Origin of the sequence: Sphaerochaeta globosa str. Buddy (assembly GCF_000190435.1) — a bacterium.
Lineage (GTDB): Bacteria > Spirochaetota > Spirochaetia > Sphaerochaetales > Sphaerochaetaceae > Sphaerochaeta > Sphaerochaeta globosa.
In genome coordinates this window covers 52,216-67,302 of sequence record NC_015152.1, presented here as the reverse complement: position 1 = coordinate 67,302, position 15,087 = coordinate 52,216, and the positions used below count along the sequence as shown (strand labels likewise).

The 15,087-nt window shown below is 50.5% G+C and carries 15 protein-coding genes; 4 read left to right on the top strand and 11 right to left on the bottom strand.

What is annotated here, in order from left to right:
* Positions 1-52: 52 nt before the first annotated feature.
* The 11 genes from SPIBUDDY_RS00290 to SPIBUDDY_RS00240 all read right to left on the bottom strand — a co-directional run bounded on the left by SPIBUDDY_RS00290 (position 53) and on the right by SPIBUDDY_RS00240 (position 11,440).
* On the bottom strand, positions 53-394 hold the full coding sequence (locus SPIBUDDY_RS00290; protein ID WP_013605756.1) for a cupin domain-containing protein: 342 nt from the start codon (positions 392-394) through the stop codon (positions 53-55).
* Positions 394-1,443: a transaldolase family protein gene (locus SPIBUDDY_RS00285; protein WP_013605755.1), complete on the bottom strand. Its 1,050-nt coding sequence runs from the start codon at positions 1,441-1,443 to the stop codon at positions 394-396. The genes SPIBUDDY_RS00290 and SPIBUDDY_RS00285 overlap by 1 nt, the downstream gene beginning before the upstream one ends.
* Positions 1,444-1,446: 3 nt before the next feature.
* Positions 1,447-2,733, bottom strand: coding sequence for a TRAP transporter large permease (locus SPIBUDDY_RS00280; RefSeq protein ID WP_013605754.1), 1,287 nt, complete (start codon positions 2,731-2,733; stop codon positions 1,447-1,449).
* Positions 2,730-3,206 (bottom strand): TRAP transporter small permease, encoded by a 477-nt coding sequence (locus SPIBUDDY_RS00275; RefSeq protein WP_013605753.1) that lies wholly within the window; start codon positions 3,204-3,206, stop codon positions 2,730-2,732. The genes SPIBUDDY_RS00280 and SPIBUDDY_RS00275 overlap by 4 nt, the downstream gene beginning before the upstream one ends.
* A 76-nt stretch (positions 3,207-3,282) precedes the next feature.
* A complete protein-coding gene (locus SPIBUDDY_RS00270) occupies positions 3,283-4,305 on the bottom strand; it encodes a TRAP transporter substrate-binding protein (RefSeq protein WP_013605752.1) in 1,023 nt (340 codons plus the stop codon).
* Positions 4,306-4,353: 48 nt separating this feature from the next.
* Positions 4,354-5,304, bottom strand: coding sequence for a transketolase family protein (locus tag SPIBUDDY_RS00265; protein ID WP_013605751.1), 951 nt, complete (start codon positions 5,302-5,304; stop codon positions 4,354-4,356).
* A complete protein-coding gene (locus tag SPIBUDDY_RS00260; protein WP_013605750.1) occupies positions 5,301-6,119 on the bottom strand; it encodes a transketolase in 819 nt (272 codons plus the stop codon). Before SPIBUDDY_RS00260 ends, SPIBUDDY_RS00265 begins: the two co-directional genes overlap by 4 nt.
* Complete coding sequence (locus tag SPIBUDDY_RS00255) at positions 6,119-6,787, bottom strand: aspartate/glutamate racemase family protein (RefSeq protein ID WP_013605749.1); 669 nt, start codon at positions 6,785-6,787, stop codon at positions 6,119-6,121. The genes SPIBUDDY_RS00260 and SPIBUDDY_RS00255 overlap by 1 nt, the downstream gene beginning before the upstream one ends.
* 182 nt (positions 6,788-6,969) lie before the next feature.
* Entirely contained in the window at positions 6,970-7,659 is a 690-nt protein-coding gene (locus SPIBUDDY_RS00250; protein WP_013605748.1) for an RluA family pseudouridine synthase, read from the bottom strand.
* On the bottom strand, positions 7,659-9,638 hold the full coding sequence (locus SPIBUDDY_RS00245; protein WP_013605747.1) for a DNA topoisomerase IV subunit A: 1,980 nt from the start codon (positions 9,636-9,638) through the stop codon (positions 7,659-7,661). Before SPIBUDDY_RS00245 ends, SPIBUDDY_RS00250 begins: the two co-directional genes overlap by 1 nt.
* The gene (locus tag SPIBUDDY_RS00240; protein ID WP_013605746.1) at positions 9,638-11,440 is read right to left on the bottom strand and encodes a DNA topoisomerase IV subunit B; all 1,803 of its coding nucleotides are present in this window, start codon (positions 11,438-11,440) and stop codon (positions 9,638-9,640) included. The genes SPIBUDDY_RS00245 and SPIBUDDY_RS00240 overlap by 1 nt, the downstream gene beginning before the upstream one ends.
* 92 nt (positions 11,441-11,532) lie before the next feature.
* On the opposite strand from SPIBUDDY_RS00240, the gene SPIBUDDY_RS00235 reads away from it, so the two are divergent.
* From SPIBUDDY_RS00235 to SPIBUDDY_RS00220, 4 genes are read left to right on the top strand one after another with little or no spacing between them, the layout of a single operon-like run.
* The gene (locus SPIBUDDY_RS00235; RefSeq protein WP_013605745.1) at positions 11,533-12,129 is read left to right on the top strand and encodes a lysoplasmalogenase family protein; all 597 of its coding nucleotides are present in this window, start codon (positions 11,533-11,535) and stop codon (positions 12,127-12,129) included.
* A gap of 8 nt (positions 12,130-12,137) precedes the next feature.
* Positions 12,138-13,178 carry a magnesium/cobalt transporter CorA gene (corA, locus tag SPIBUDDY_RS00230; protein WP_013605744.1) on the top strand — a complete coding sequence of 347 codons (1,041 nt, stop codon included), beginning with the start codon at positions 12,138-12,140 and terminating at the stop codon, positions 13,176-13,178.
* The gene (locus SPIBUDDY_RS00225) at positions 13,169-13,999 is read left to right on the top strand and encodes a GNAT family N-acetyltransferase (protein WP_013605743.1); all 831 of its coding nucleotides are present in this window, start codon (positions 13,169-13,171) and stop codon (positions 13,997-13,999) included. The genes corA and SPIBUDDY_RS00225 overlap by 10 nt, the downstream gene beginning before the upstream one ends.
* Positions 13,996-15,069, top strand: a complete 1,074-nt coding sequence (locus SPIBUDDY_RS00220) for a GNAT family N-acetyltransferase (protein WP_013605742.1) — start codon at positions 13,996-13,998, stop codon at positions 15,067-15,069. The genes SPIBUDDY_RS00225 and SPIBUDDY_RS00220 overlap by 4 nt, the downstream gene beginning before the upstream one ends.
* Positions 15,070-15,087: the final 18 nt, after the last annotated feature.

The following is a 15,087-nucleotide window of genomic DNA, read 5'->3' as shown; positions in this document are numbered from 1 at the left end:
ATAGCACACCCATCATACCAACACCTTGATTCGAAAGCAAGAAAGGCGGCGCTCAGTCCTTGTAATCGTCCCGTGAAGGCGAAAAACACTCAATCAATTCAGTATCCTCAAGGATTTTCGAACCATGGGGATCATTGGAGGCAAAGTAGTAGGCATCACCGGCTGTAAGGTCGAGCACCTCCCCATCACCTTTGATGAAGTGAATGTGTCCCTTGATCACAATACCGCTCTGGCTTTGGATATGCGTATGCATCTCGAGGTTTGAGCCCTTCTCAAGGTAGAAGTAACACATCATGTTGTCTTTGTCATAGGTAAGGGTTACCCGATCGATGCCTTTTGCCCTGCTAACCCGTTTATCGGTTGCGAGATTGCCCCGATGTTTTTTCTCTTGCATTATGCTTTTCTCCTGCGTTCAGCTATCAAAGCCAGCAGCTCGTTCCATCCCTTCTGAAAGGACGTTCTGAACAGCTCCACCCCGCCGTAATCGTAATACTCACCGCTGTGCATCCCATCGACATCAAAGGCTCTTGCATAGTCGGGAAGCTGCTCCCTGAGGATCTGCATCTCTTTTTCACTGAGGTTCTCCCCAATGCGACTGACTGCATCCTTATCTGCCCCAATAAGCGTCTCTGCCGTTCCTGTCCAGTTGATGGTTATATGCAGGTCCCCACCCACGAGTTCGGTAAAGTCCTCCAGCTTGCGCGCCCCTCCCCCGATCAGGATACCGGGGTAGTTTCTGACTTTGAGAAGCTCATATTCCTTTTTGGCAATGGAAAGCCCTGCATACTTGACCAGCTTCTCATCGAGTACCAGATTGTTGGCCTTGATAACCCGCTTGAAGTGGTCGTCCAGAATACCGGTAATGTGGGTGACATAGAAAGCTGGAGTATTCCCGCTCTCTTTGCTTACCCTTTGGTACTCTTCGCAAATCGAGACAGCTTGGGAAAGTCCCATCACCTCGGTTGCCATGGTGGGGATGTTGCGTTCAACCATCGCACTGATGGCTTCAATACCCCAGGTGGTGACCGGAATCTTGATACAGATGTTCTCTCCAATCCTGCGGTTCTCCAAGCCCTCCTCAATAATGAGACGGGTATCGGTCTCCGCAAACGGATCGCCTTGGATGGTGACCAAGCCTTCCTTGCCACCACTTTTTTTATACATCGGTAGAAACAGGTCGGCAAGGCGGGCAACCATCATTTGCTGTACCTTCTGAGCAACCAGACAGTCGTTCTTCTCATAGGGAAGCAGTAAATCGATCGCCCTGAGCACAATTCGCAAATCATCTTCACTACCGAAAAGTTTAGAGACATAGCTCGGGTTTGTGGTACACCCTATCGCCCCGGCCTCAATGGCGAGCTTTGCTTGCTCAAGGGTGGGGTTGTTGATCCAGAACCGGGTGGGAGTCTCTGCCTGTACGCGGTGAAAATACGTTTTGCTCATACATTACCTCGAAGCGAATACAAGATTGGGAAGCCACAGAGAAATCTGTGGGACATAGGTAAGAATCACCAAGGCGCACAACAGGGAGGCCAGATACGGCAAGCATGCTCTAAATACCTTTCCTACCGGCAGTCCTACGATGGGGCTGAGCATATATACGCTCATACCCACCGGCGGGGTGATCATACCAATCATCAGGTTGAAGACCATGACCAGCCCGAAGTGGACCGGATCCACCCCTGCAGCCACCAAAGGAGGCAGGAGAATCGGAGTCAGAATCATGATGGCTGCGGTTGACTCAAGAAACATGCCGGCGATCAGGAGAATCACATTGGCGAGCATGAGCAGGATGATCGGATTGTCAGAGATGCTGAGCATGAGCGCCGAAACCTGCTGAGGCATCTGCTCTACGGTGAGAACCCAGGCGAATATGGCTGCCGAGGCGACGATGAACAAGACGCTCGCCGTCGATCGCAGTGTTTCAATACAGTTATTGATAAACGAAGCAAACGTCAGCTCTTTGTAAGCCAGGCTCAGCACGATGGCGTAAGCCACTGCAATGGCAGCAACCTCGGTCGGACTGAACCAGCCTGAAAGCATGCCGCCCATCATGATGACAGGCATCAACATGGAGGGAAGGCCGCGCTTGGTGATTGCTTTGATCTCAGAGAAAGAAAATTTACGGTCCACACCACGGGGGTAATTGAATTTGCGGGCGAAGATAGCTACCTGTATCATCAATGCCATGGCAATGACCAGGGCGGGAAGAACCCCGGCGATCAGCAGGCGCATCGAGGAGGTTTCGGCGGCTGCTCCATAGATGATAAGAGGGATGGAAGGAGGGAAGATCGGACCGATTACTGCAGAGGCTGCCGTAATGGCCGCTGAGTGGGTGCGGGGATAGTTCTGCTTGTCCATCGCCTCGATCTCGATGTTTCCAAGCCCGCCTACGTCGGCCAGGGCCGCACCGCTGATGCCGCTGAAGATCAAGGAGGCGACAATGTTGACCTGGGCCAAGCCTCCCTTCATCCTACCGACCAACAGCTTGGCAAATTCAAACAGACGCTCGGTGATCCCCGAGCTGTTCATCATGCCGGCGGCAAGGATGAACAAGGGAACGGCAAGCATTGGAAAGGAGTTGAGACTGGTAACCATGCGCTGGATCAGCTGGCTGGGCGGGATGTTTGCCATCATCAGATAGAGAGCCGAGGGAATGCCCATGCTTACGGCGATGGGAAGTCCGGTGGCAAGCAGAAAGAGAAAAAGAATAATCACCAAGGAACCGCTCATACCTCTTCCTCCTTTCCACTGATAGACATCCAGACTCCCAGAAGGGAGAGGACTGTCATTGCGAAAATCCCCAAGGTGATGGGAATGTAGAATACAACGTTGGGCATATTCAGCGCAGGAGTCCTGACACTCCAGTTGCGCTCCATGATGGTTGCAATCGCCCACAGTACGTAGATGCCGAAGCACATGACCAGAAGCTGTGTTGCTGCCGATACCCATCGCTTTACGCTCTTGGGTAGATAGAGGAGCACGATATCGACGATGATGTGCTTCTTTTCAAAGGTGAGAACAGGAATCATGAGAAATACCAAGGAGACCAAAGAAACCCGGGCAAGTTCCTCCAGCTGAATAGAGCCTGCATGGAATACGTTGCGCATGATAATCTGGATGAAGACCGAAAGAAACAGTACCAGCAGGAAAACCACTGCCACCGCCTGATATCCCTTGGTCACCTTTTTTGCGAGGTTGTTCATAGAATTGTTCCTTGCTCATAGAAGGGGCGAGCGTGGATGGAAAGATTTCTTTCCATCCACCACCAGTTACTTATACTTACTTAACAGCGGCAATCATCTCATAGTACTTGCCCCAGGCAGCGCCGAAGCGATCATTCACCACTTTTGAAACAGAGGCGCGGAACTCATCAACCTTCAGCCCGTCTGCCTTGGTGATGATCTTCATGCCCTTGTCCTTGAGTGTCTGCACATCCTTTGCCTCGTTCTGCTGCACATAGTTGGATGCCCAGTCGCGGGTCTCGCGTGCAACTTCAGTGAAGAGCTTCTTGTGCTCTGCACTCAATGCCTGCCAGACTTTCTCGTTTATCACCACAGGCTCGCTTCCCATGATATGGTCGGTCATCATGGCAAACTTCTGCACTTCAAAGATATTGCTGGTCACCAAGGTGCTTACCGGATTCTCCTGGCCATCGGCTACGCCGGTGGAAAGAGCCACGGGGACTTCAGCCCAGTCGATGGGCACTGCTACCGCACCCATGCCTTCGACCGCCGCCAAATAGATGGGAGAGGGAATGGCACGGATTTTCTTGCCTGCCAAATCCTTGGGGGAGTAGACGGCGTGGTTTGCAGTAAGTTCACGGGTACCGAAATAGAAGGAGTAAAGAATTCTCACTCCTCTGGTGTCGATGAGCTTTTGGTTCAGTTCCTTCAAGGCCGGAGAGGTCTCGGGATCGGTGGCCTTCAAGAGGTGGTCGACGTCACGATACAGATACGGGGTGTCGAACAACCCCAAGTCGTTGAGCAGGGGCTGCAGTCCACCGTAGGTGTTGTGGTGCATGGCGATCGAGCCCATTGAAACAGCTTCCGCCATTTCTGAGATCGAACCGAGCTGGCTTGCAGGATACACTTCAATCTTGATGGCTCCACCGGTCTTTTCGGCAATCTTGTCAGCAAAGTAGGTTGCCTGCAGTCCATTCGGGCTGGAAGCCGGGTTCATGTGTGCATAGCGAAGTACCAGAGGTTTGGCGGCCGTCGGTCCGCTGGCTTCAGCCTGCCCTGCTGCAAACAGGACACCAACCAAGGAAACAACGAGTAGCAATGCGATAATCCTTTTTTTCATACAATGTTCTCCTTTTTGATATACGAACTCCGGCAGAGCCGGAAACCGTTACTGTTTTTTATGTGCCATAGCCTTCTTGGCCGCGCTTACAATATCCTCCACGCGCATGCCATAGGCATCAAGCAACTCTTCAGGGAAGCCCGATTCTCCATACACATCCTGCAGCCCAAGACGTACAAGGTACGCAGGATTTCCTTCTGCAATCACCTCGGCGACAGCGCTTCCCAACCCGTTGATAATCGTATGGTCTTCCACGGTCACGGCGCAACCGGTAGCATTCAGCACCGATGCAAGACCGGCGGTATCCAACGGTTTGATCGTAGCCACTTCCACCACCTTGGCGCTGATGCCTTCTTCCTTGAGCTTCTTTGCAGCCTCAAGAACACGACCCAGCACAAATCCATGGGCAAGCAGGGCAACATCATCCCCTTCATCACTAAGAATTCGGATTTTTCCTAGGGAAAACGGTGTACCATCAGGGAATACCTTATCCTCACGACCGCTTCCGATACGGATATACACAGGACCCTCAACATCGACGCTGGCGAGCATGGCCTCATATACCTGACCTCCGTCGGCAGGGCAGAGAATGGTAAAGTTGGGCATACCCCTGAGAATTCCCACATCCTCTATGAACTGATGGGAGACACCCTCACGGTTACCCCCGTGCAAGCCCCCATTCGCCCCGACAAAGCGAACTTTGAGATTCGGGTAGGAGACGAAAGTACGCATCTGTTCACAAGCTCTCATCGTGAGAAAGCCTGCATAGGTGCATATATACGGAAGGAGGCCGCTGGCAGCCAGACCGCTGCATACACCCACCCCGTTCTGTTCGGAGATTCCCAGTTCCAACACCCGGTCGGGAAACTGCTGTAAAAACGGTTCGCCCTTCACCACCTTCAAGGAGTCGGTAGAGACGAAAACCACGTCCTTTCGCTCAGAAGCCAACTTAAGAAGGGCATCGCGAAATCCAATTCTTGTGCTGTCGATTGTGCTCATACTGCTCCTCCCAACTCTTTGATGGCCTGCTTGTACTCTTCTTCAGTATAGACACGTTTATGCCAGGAGTTCTCTCCTACCATGAAGGAGACACCGTTGCCTTTCACGGTCTTGCAGACGATGGCGGACGGTTTGTCAGTAACCAGGTGAGCAATCTCTACAGCCCTCAGAATCTGATCCATATCGTGTCCGTCAATCGTTTGGACATGCCATCCGAAAGCCTGCCACTTGTCCTCGATCGGATAGGGCCCTGAGACTTCACCTACGGTTCCGCCGCTTTGGTAGTTGTTGTTGTCGATGAAAACGGTCAGATTACCAACCTTGTGGTGGCTTGCTGCCATTGCAGCTTCCCAAATCATCCCTTCTCCTAGCTCTCCGTCTCCGGTTATGGCATAGACTTGGTAGTCCTTCCTGCGAATCCTGGCAGCCAAGGCCATGCCCAGACCGATCGATACCCCGTTTCCCAGTGAACCGGTGGTGGCATCCAAGCCTTTGGTCTTGGGTGCATAAGGATGCCCCTGCAAATGGCTGTTGAGATAGCGCAGGGTGAATAGTTCTTCCCGGTCGAAGTAGCCTTTACGGGCAAGGGCGGCGTAGAGGATGGGACAGCTGTGCCCTTTGGAAAGGACAAAACGGTCGCGGTCCTCCCAATCGGGACGGGTGGGGTCCAAACGCATGATAGCAAAATACAGAGCAGTAACAATGTCTGCCACCGAGAAGCTTGGACTGGGATGACCGTCCTTGGTCCGGTACACCATTTCAACCACATCACGACGAAGAGCCAAAGAGATTTCCTGAAGCGCTTTTATATCCATCAGCGGGCCTCCCTCAGCAGGTCCCTGACCATCAGGGCACCGAGACGAGGACTTGAAAGCACGGTCTTACCGGTAAGGGTAGCAAGCGGTTCTTCCATTCTGGCCATCGAACCTTGGGCAAGCAGGATGACTTCACAGCGGTCGGATACTTGCTTCGCAGTCTCGGCGATCAGACGGTCGTGCGTCTGACTGTCGCCTGCGGTGATGGCGCTGAAGGCACCATCGGCCAACGCACTGATGGTGCGAATCGACTTACCCATTTCACTGGCGCAGCGTTCGAGCAAGCGTATGGTGGGGTCCAGTGTAGTAGGAAGGGTCGCCAATACTGCGATTGAATCGGTAAGTTCGATAGCCCTTCTTGCCATCGGCTCGTCGATGCGTACGATGGGAATAGGAAAGAACTCTCGTGCCCCATACACAGCATCCCCGATGGAAGAACAGGTATTGAGGATCAATTCGGCACCGGAGGCACAAGCAATCTCATAGTAACCGTACAACCGTCTTTTCACCGCCTTGGTCAGATAGCCGGTTTCGATGATTTCGGCAATCATGCTGTCGTCAAGGATGTTCATCACCTTGCAATCGGACAACGTCTGTTTCAAAAGGTCGGATAGTGGTTTAACCAGTGCAGCACCGGTATATATTGCGGCAATCGTATGTTCAGCCATGGAATGCACCCCCAAAAATTTTAACATCATACATCATACATATGAAGAATGAGGCACATTTTTCAATCTGTCAAGAAAAAGAATCCACCCCTGTGAGAGGATGGATTAGTGGCTAAGTACGTGATTGTTATTGATGAAAAAGAACCATCATTGAAAATTTCTGCCGCTAACGGTAAAAATTTTCAGTGCCCTTCTGAAACAAATGCATTCCAAAGAGCATCATCGGGCGGTGGGGCTGTGAGGGTGATCTGCTCCTTCTTCACCGGATGCGTGAAGGAAATGGAGCGGGCATGCAGGCATATTCCACCATCGGGGTTGGACCGTGCCGCCCCATACTTGAGGTCGCCCTTGATATGCAAGCCGATGGCAGCAAACTGGGCCCTGATCTGATGATGGCGTCCGGTGTGCAGGTTGACCTCCAAGAGGAAGTAATTCTTGGAAGCAGAAATCAGCTTGTAATCGAGCTTGGCAAGCTTGCCTCCCTTCTTCTCCACTGAGAGGGCCACACTCTTGTTGGTCTTGGTATCGCGCACGATGTAATGGACCAGCGTACCCTCGGTTTGGTTGGGCATATGGTCGACGATAGCCCAGTAGGTCTTCTTCATCGCGCTTCCTTTGAAAAGCTCGTTGAGTCGAATCAGGGCCTTCTCGGTCTTTGCATAGACAACAATTCCGCTGGTGGGACGATCCAAGCGATGGGGGATGCCCAGAAACACATTGCCCTGCTTGTTGTAGTTCACCCTTAGGTACTCCTTCACCAAATCAGCCAATGTTTCGTCCCCTGTTACATCACCCTGCACCAATTCGCCGCAAAGCTTGTTGATGATGATCAGATGGTTATCCTCATAGAGAATCCTATCCTTGATGTCCATCATTCCTCCTGTGTTTCATCATCGAACAATGTAGGTTCGGCACTTGCGCCGTGCACCACTTCCTTGACCGATCGCAACTTCAGTGATGCAACTTCCTTAACGGCAATCCTCACCCCGTTGGCCTTCACATTCTTCACCAAGTAATCGGAGAAATAGAATTTCTCCTCAAGAATCCTCAGTCCGGCTTTGGGCTTATAGGTGATGGTCAATTCGGCATTGGCGTACGTACTGAGCTTGACCAACTTGAAGTTGCCCTCAGGCAACAGCGGGTACACCTTCTTCAATTGGTAACTTACAATCTGACAGCGCTTGAGGAACAGATACTTGTAGGTCTTCTCCTGATAGATGACCGAGAATACAAGATTGGCCAGCTCGGTCTTTTCGGCATATCCGCAATAGAGCAGGCCCTTGCCTACAAACTCCTTCTCAGGAGCGTCGATGACCTGATAGGTACCATCCTTGCGTATGATCAGGACACGGTCGAACGTGCTCACTTCCAAGAGAATGTTTCCCGTCTTGACCCCATACCCGAGATAGCCATTGGCCGGGTCGTACTTGACGGCGAGGTTGCGCTCGGCAACTTCCTTGACGTCGATCAACTCAAACGTCTTGATGGTTGTCTTACGCTGATGTTCCTTAATGCCGAGCATCGTCTTCAGCTCGGCAATATAGGAAAGAGCATACCCGATCAGATTTGCAAGCTTTCGCTCGATTTCGGCAACAGTATCATTGATCTGGTCAATCTCTTCCCTGTTCTTCTCAATATCAAACAAGCTGATGCGCCTGATGGGAATCTTTAAAAGACGTTCGACATCCTCAAGCACTACAGGCCTGAACAATTGCTCCTCAAAAGGCTTAAACCCGGTTATGACCGCCTTGTTCACCTCTTCTGCACTCTTCTTCTGCTCGATTCGTTTGTAGATGCGTTCCTCTATGAAAATCCGCTCCAGGGTTCGGGCATGCAGCTTATCCAGCAGATGGCCTTTCTCCAATTCAAGCTCCGCCTTCAACACAACCACCAAATGCTGGGCATGCCAATCCAGAATCTCATGCACCCCCATGATGGTCGGCACGTTGTCACGAATCACCAACGGGTTGATGGACAGCTTCGTCTCGCAATCGGTATAGGCATACAAGGCGTCGACAATCTCCTGTGCATACGTGTTGCGCGCCAGATTGATTTCGATATTCACCTTTTCAGCGGTGTAGTCGTTGATCGAGCTGATCTTCAGCTTTCCCTTCTTGGCAGCTTCCTCCACCGAACGAATCATTGCCTCGCTGGTTGTGCCATAGGGAAGTTCCTCAATAATAATCCGCTTCGGGTCAGTAGTATTGAGCTTGGCCCTAACCGATACAGAACCTCGTCCATCGCGATAGTCCTCAACGTCAACAATGCCCCCGCCAAGGAAATCGGGATATAATTGATAGCTCTCCCCCTTCAAGGAAGCCGCCATTGCATCGAGCACTTCCAATGGGTTGTGGGGAAGAATGTAGGTACTCATACCTACCGCAATACCACTGACACCTTGGATCAGGACGACGGGGATCTTCGCCGGGAATACTACCGGTTCCTGGTTTCTTCCATCATACGAGTCGACAAATTCCGTCAGTTCAGGGTTGTACAACACCTTCTTGGCGAAGGGAAGCAAGCGACACTCAATATAACGAGCTGCCGCCGCACTATCACCGGTAAGAGAGTTTCCAAAGTTTCCTTGTCGTTCGATGAACAGGTCGCAGTTGGCCAGGTTGACCAAAGCCTCATAAATGGAGGAATCCCCATGCGGGTGGTAACGCATAGCCCAACCCACCACATTGGCAACTTTGTGGAACTTTCCGTCATCCATTTCAAAAAGAGTGTGAATGATACGCCTTTGTACCGGCTTGAATCCGTCACCTAAGTCGGGAATCGCCCTCTCCTTGATGACATAGCTTGCATATTCCAGAAAATTTCGTTTGAAAATTGAGTGTGCCTGGGTCATTAGATCAGATTCTCCATGATGAATTCGCGTCTATCGGGTGTATTGCTACCCATATAGAACTCCATGGTTTTATGCATCTCATTCATACCTGCTATCGAGACAGGAATGAGGCGCATATCCTCACCGATGAACTGACCGAACTCCTTGGGGTCGATCTCCCCAAGGCCCTTGAATCGGGTCACCTCGCTGTTCTTGATCTGGGCAGTGGCGTCGTCACGCTGATGCTCGCTGTAACAGTAGACCGTCTGGTTTTTGTTGCGTACCCGAAAGAGCGGAGTCTCCAGGATGTACAGCCTGCCTGCAAACACCAAATCCTCAAAATAGGTCAAGAAGTAGGTCATCAGAAGGTTTCGGATATGAAACCCGTCGGTATCGGCATCCGTTGCGATGATGACTTTGCCATACCGAAGCCCTTCCACCCCGTTTTCGATTCCCAGGGCAACCATCATATTATACAGTTCAGCGTTCTTATAGATTTCAGTTTTCTTTTTGCCGTAGACATTGACGATCTTACCCCTGAGGCTGAATACGGCCTGGGTCATGACATCACGTGTTTTGGTGATGGTTCCGCTGGCACTGTCACCTTCGGTCAGGAAAATCATCGAGTGTTCGCACTCATCGGGATGCGTGGTACTTTGTCCGAGGTGGTATTTGCAGTCCTTGAGCTTGGGTATGTTCAGCGATACTTTCTTTGCCGACTCCCTCGCCCCTTTCTTGACTTCATTGAGCTCCTTGCGAAGCGCCTCATTGTTGATAATCTTTTGATAGAGCTTTTGGGCTTCCTCTGCATTCTTGAGCAGGAAGTCCACGATGGCATCGCGCACCTCGTTCACAATCCAGGTTCGAATTTCGGTATTGGAAAGCTTGTTTTTCGTCTGGGACTCAAACACCGGATCTTTCACTTTCACCGCAATGGCTCCGACCACTCCCTCACGGACGTCCTGGGGTGCCCAGTTCTTCTTGAAATGCTCGTTGATACCTTTGAGAATACCCTCCTTGAAGGCACTCTGATGGGTTCCCCCATCGGTGGTATGCTGGCCGTTTACATAGGAAAAATAGTTCTCACCATAGGAACCCGCCACGTGGGTCAGGGCGAATTCCATTTGCTTGGCCTGATAATGAATAATGGTATACAGACCCTCGGTACCAACTTCCTTATCCAACAGGTCCAACAACCCATGGGCTGACTTGTAGACTTTGCCGTTGTAATCGAGACAAAGACCGGTATTCAGGTAGGCATAGCTCCAAAGCCGGGAGAAAATGAAATCCTCGTTGTAGGCATAATCACCGAACAACTCGGGATCGGGGGTGAACACCACCTCTGTCCCATCGGCTTCCTTGGTCTCCCCAGTCTCCTCTTTCAGTAATATGCCCTGTGAGAAAGTAGCACTGTGGTACTTTCCTTCCCGAAAGCTGGTGACCATAAAATGCGAAGAAAGGGCGTTGACCGCCTTCGTACCCACTCCGTTCAAACCAACGGAGAATTGGAAAACATCGTCGCTATATTTTGCACCGGTGTTGATGATCGAAACACAATCGACCACCTTACCCAAAGGAATACCTCGGCCATAGTCCCTCACCCGTACTTCGCACTCTTTGCGACGGATGAGAATTCTGCTGCCATAGCCCATGATGAATTCATCGACGCTGTTGTCCACCACTTCCTTAAGCAGGATGTAAATGCCATCGTCGACATGCGTGCCATTCCCCAACCGTCCGATGTACATGCCTGGACGCTTTCGAATATGCTCCAGCGCACTTAACGTTTGGATTTTCGATTCATCATACGTTGTCTTTGCCATATTTGGGGATTATATCAGAATTCCTTGAGTAAGGCAAAATAGTATCCACTTTTGCTCTTGCGATATAAAACCAGCTATATTACCCTGCTCCTATGGATACGATTCTCCTCCTATATATCGGCTTAGCACTGATACACTTGAGTCTTCGTTCTGAAGGCCTAAAAAACCTGGGCTCATTGACCAAGGTCCTGCTCATGCCACTTCTCATGATGTATGTGCTGAAAAATGGTGCAAAGCCTCTGCTGCTCTGCTCACTGGCATTGGCAACGGTGGGAGATTACTTTCTTACCAAGGCATCCAGAAAGAATACTTTCACCTTGGGCATGATCAGCTTCGCCCTCGCACACCTTTGCTATTCCATGCATATACTCCTTACTCCGCTGCAATGGCTGCCCATCGGTATCGGATTGCTGCTTGTACTCGCACCCTTCTTCTATTTGCTCAAACTCCTGAAATATTCACCCTTCAAAATCAGATACATCCTCTATGCGGTCAACCTGTTTGCCATGACGGTTCTGTGCTTCGGCTCCGGTTCAATGCTGGCTTCGTTGGGAGCCTTGGCTTTCATCATCTCCGACGGTATGATAGCTATGGGAAGTTTGAATCGACACCAATGTACCGTCACTACTGAAATGGCCATGTATATACTTGCCCAACTGTTACTGATTCTGGGATTGGTAACCTTGTAGGAGAACGCATGCACGAAAAAAAAGTGAATCCCTATGCCCACAAGAAAAAGGAAGGGTTGGCAGCCGGAAGCCTTATCTATGTCGGCGATACCCTGCCTCAGCAGACCAGTATCCATACCCATATGTACCGAAGTGGCTCCTATCGGATGGAAAATGGGTATACGCAAGCCGAGAAGGAGAACCTCCGTTGGGTCGAGATCTCAGGCCTTGAGGATATCCAGGCCATCGTAAAGATTGCCAAGGAGTTTCAAATCGCCAACCTCAGCCTGGAGGACGTGTTTTCCACCGACCAGAGGCTTAAGCTCGACCAATACGATGCCTACCTTTCGGTCACCTTGCGCATTCTGGAACACCAAGGGACCCAGGAACAGCAACTTACCCTGTTTCTCGGTGATGGCTGGGTGCTCTCAATTGCAGAATACAATCATCTATCGTTTGAGCCGGTAGTCCGTCAGCTTTCCTCGGCAACAAAACTGCAGAGTGCCACTTCCAGCGCCCTCTTGCATGCCCTTATCGACCGGGTGGTCGACCAGTACCTGGTCAAGGCCGATGAGCTGGAGCTGAAAACTGAGAATCTGGAAGAATTGGTCATTACCAAACCACAGGAAACCACTGCCTCCGCCATCCATCAGCAAAAGGCTGAAATCCTCAGGCTCAGGCGCATGACCAGCCCCCTTAAGGATATTCTGACCACCCTGATACGCTCTGAAAATCCGTTTCTCGACCGCAACACCAACTTTTTGCTTCGTGATATTTACGACCATGCCCTGTGGCTCTTTGAAGAGTGCGATATGCTTCGCGAAACCATGTCAGGAATCATGGAAGTATACCTCTCGAGCCTCGATATGAAGATGAACGCCATCATGAAGGTGCTGACGATCATCTCGACAATCTTCATCCCCCTTACCTTTTTGACCGGTCTGTATGGTATGAACTTCGCCCATATGCCGATGACAAGCGCCTATTGGGGCTTTTATGCAATCCTTGGTGGCTCAGTTTTGGTCGTCAGCGGTATGGCCATCTATTTCAGGAGAAAAAAATGGTGGTAACATCCTCACTCAAGCATACTGACTATGAAGAACTTCTTCCTGTTTTCAATGAGGCGTTCAGCGATTACGACCTACCAGTGGCCATGTCGCTCGAAGCGTTGAAGGCCCACCTGCAAAGCCTCTCTTACAGCAGCGAGGACTCGGTGGGTCTTTTCGAGAAACGACAATTGGTTGGCTTTCTGCTGATCGGCCGCAGAGGAAGGGTTGCCTACGATGCTGGAACCGGCATCATTCCCTCGTACCGGGGAAAAGGGCTTTCCCACACCCTCATCGACGATGCAATCGGACACCTGCGGTCAAGAGGTTGCTCACAGTTCGTCCTCGAAGTCCTCAACTCCAACTCCAAGGCAAAAAACCTCTATCTCAGCCATGGGTTTATGATGCGTCGAAACCTTCAATGCTTCTCCATCAAACAAGCACAAATCACCCAACAATCAAACGTTTTGCTTGAGCATCACATACAAGGATATAGTGTTCCTGCAAGCTTTGAGCCAACCTACCAGAACAGTGATGAGTCGGTTGTAGAAGGACTGTATACGTGCTCTGATATTGTGTACCAAGACACAAGAAGGGGAATCGTTTGGTATCATCCAAACCGGGGATCGATAGCCCAAATCAACATTGAACCAGTCTATAGAGATATATCTCTGATAAAGCAAGCCATTGTTGGTTGTTGCAACGTCTGTACGACTCAGTCAGTGCGGATGCTCAATGTGGATGAAAAAGACAGCCTTACCATCAAAGCCTTGGATGAACTCGGCTTCAGTAATTTCACCACGCAAAGTGAAATGGTTCTTCTCCTTGATGAGCCGCAGCTATGAGTACCTACACAATCTCTGCCATGAAGAAAGAGCAGGAAAGCGAAACAAAGGCCCTCATGCAACGCTGCTTTGACAAAAGTCTTGCCTCAATTTTTTTTCTTCACCCCGACACCACCTTGGTGGTCCTTTACGAGGGTCGGGTTGTCGCCGGCTTGAATCTAGATGTGTACAAGGTCAACAAGCAGGTAAAAATGGGATATCTGGGTTGGCTCTACACCGATGAGAAGCACCGCGGAAAGGGTCTTGCGGGAAAACTCATATCCGAGTCCTTGGCCTTCCTTAAGGGTTTGGGCTGCACCGATGTTGCGGGTTGTGTGGAAGGTGACAATCCTGCTTCCTTCAAACAACTACAGAGAGAGGGGTTTTCCCGTCTTCCGTTGGTTGCACAAATACGACGTTTTCGCTTCGGGCTTTTCAAGGTATGGAAGCATGCCTCCCGATTTTTCGATATGGGATACTTTTTATGGCATCTGCGTCTCGATGGGGAAAAAGAGATGTCGTATCCTGAAAACCTCCCAGCTTGGTTTGGGGGAGTTCTCGCAAACACGGTGTTGTTTCTGCCTGTCCTCTTCGGATGGAACCTCCTTTCAGTTTTTCATGTTTCATGGATGCAGTTGACTCGGGAAAATACAATGCTATGGCTGGCGATACCCTTTTTAAGCTTGCTGGCACGTACTTTTCCTGCGCTTGTGTATGCAAAAGTTCGCAAGAAATCGGTAGTCTATCGACAATGGGACACCGCCTATTTCACAGCCCTACTGCTGCCGCTTCTGTTGGGCCTTCCTTTTCCCGTGCCGGGAAACCTCTACATACAAGGAAGCAATTGGTCGCTGAAAACCCATGCGAAAGACTTGGCTCGGATGAGCCTGATTTCCAACACCTCGCTCTCTCTTGTCTTCCTTTTGTTTCCTAATCCCTACACCCTGTTCCTTTTGAGTTTGGACACATTCTTTTTCTTCTATCCATTCTGTGGTTTCAATTCTGCACGTATCAAACGCTCTGGATGGAATTACAAAGCATTCAGTATAATTCTTACCCTTGCCTGCTATGCATTTCTCTTGGTATACTGATTCCATTATGGATGATCC

Excerpts from the sequence above, each read along its gene's own strand:
- SPIBUDDY_RS00290 (WP_013605756.1), bottom strand. The coding sequence starts at position 394 with ATGCAAGAGAAAAAACATCGGGGCAATCTCGCAACCGATAAACGGGTT.
- SPIBUDDY_RS00285 (WP_013605755.1), bottom strand. The coding sequence starts at position 1,443 with ATGAGCAAAACGTATTTTCACCGCGTACAGGCAGAGACTCCCACCCGG.
- SPIBUDDY_RS00280 (WP_013605754.1), bottom strand. The coding sequence starts at position 2,733 with ATGAGCGGTTCCTTGGTGATTATTCTTTTTCTCTTTCTGCTTGCCACC.
- SPIBUDDY_RS00275 (WP_013605753.1), bottom strand. The coding sequence starts at position 3,206 with ATGAACAACCTCGCAAAAAAGGTGACCAAGGGATATCAGGCGGTGGCA.
- SPIBUDDY_RS00270 (WP_013605752.1), bottom strand. The coding sequence starts at position 4,305 with ATGAAAAAAAGGATTATCGCATTGCTACTCGTTGTTTCCTTGGTTGGT.
- SPIBUDDY_RS00265 (WP_013605751.1), bottom strand. The coding sequence starts at position 5,304 with ATGAGCACAATCGACAGCACAAGAATTGGATTTCGCGATGCCCTTCTT.
- SPIBUDDY_RS00260 (WP_013605750.1), bottom strand. The coding sequence starts at position 6,119 with ATGGATATAAAAGCGCTTCAGGAAATCTCTTTGGCTCTTCGTCGTGAT.
- SPIBUDDY_RS00255 (WP_013605749.1), bottom strand. The coding sequence starts at position 6,787 with ATGGCTGAACATACGATTGCCGCAATATATACCGGTGCTGCACTGGTT.
- SPIBUDDY_RS00250 (WP_013605748.1), bottom strand. The coding sequence starts at position 7,659 with ATGGACATCAAGGATAGGATTCTCTATGAGGATAACCATCTGATCATC.
- SPIBUDDY_RS00245 (WP_013605747.1), bottom strand. The coding sequence starts at position 9,638 with ATGACCCAGGCACACTCAATTTTCAAACGAAATTTTCTGGAATATGCA.
- SPIBUDDY_RS00240 (WP_013605746.1), bottom strand. The coding sequence starts at position 11,440 with ATGGCAAAGACAACGTATGATGAATCGAAAATCCAAACGTTAAGTGCG.
- SPIBUDDY_RS00235 (WP_013605745.1), top strand. The coding sequence starts at position 11,533 with ATGGATACGATTCTCCTCCTATATATCGGCTTAGCACTGATACACTTG.
- corA (WP_013605744.1), top strand. The coding sequence starts at position 12,138 with ATGCACGAAAAAAAAGTGAATCCCTATGCCCACAAGAAAAAGGAAGGG.
- SPIBUDDY_RS00225 (WP_013605743.1), top strand. The coding sequence starts at position 13,169 with ATGGTGGTAACATCCTCACTCAAGCATACTGACTATGAAGAACTTCTT.
- SPIBUDDY_RS00220 (WP_013605742.1), top strand. The coding sequence starts at position 13,996 with ATGAGTACCTACACAATCTCTGCCATGAAGAAAGAGCAGGAAAGCGAA.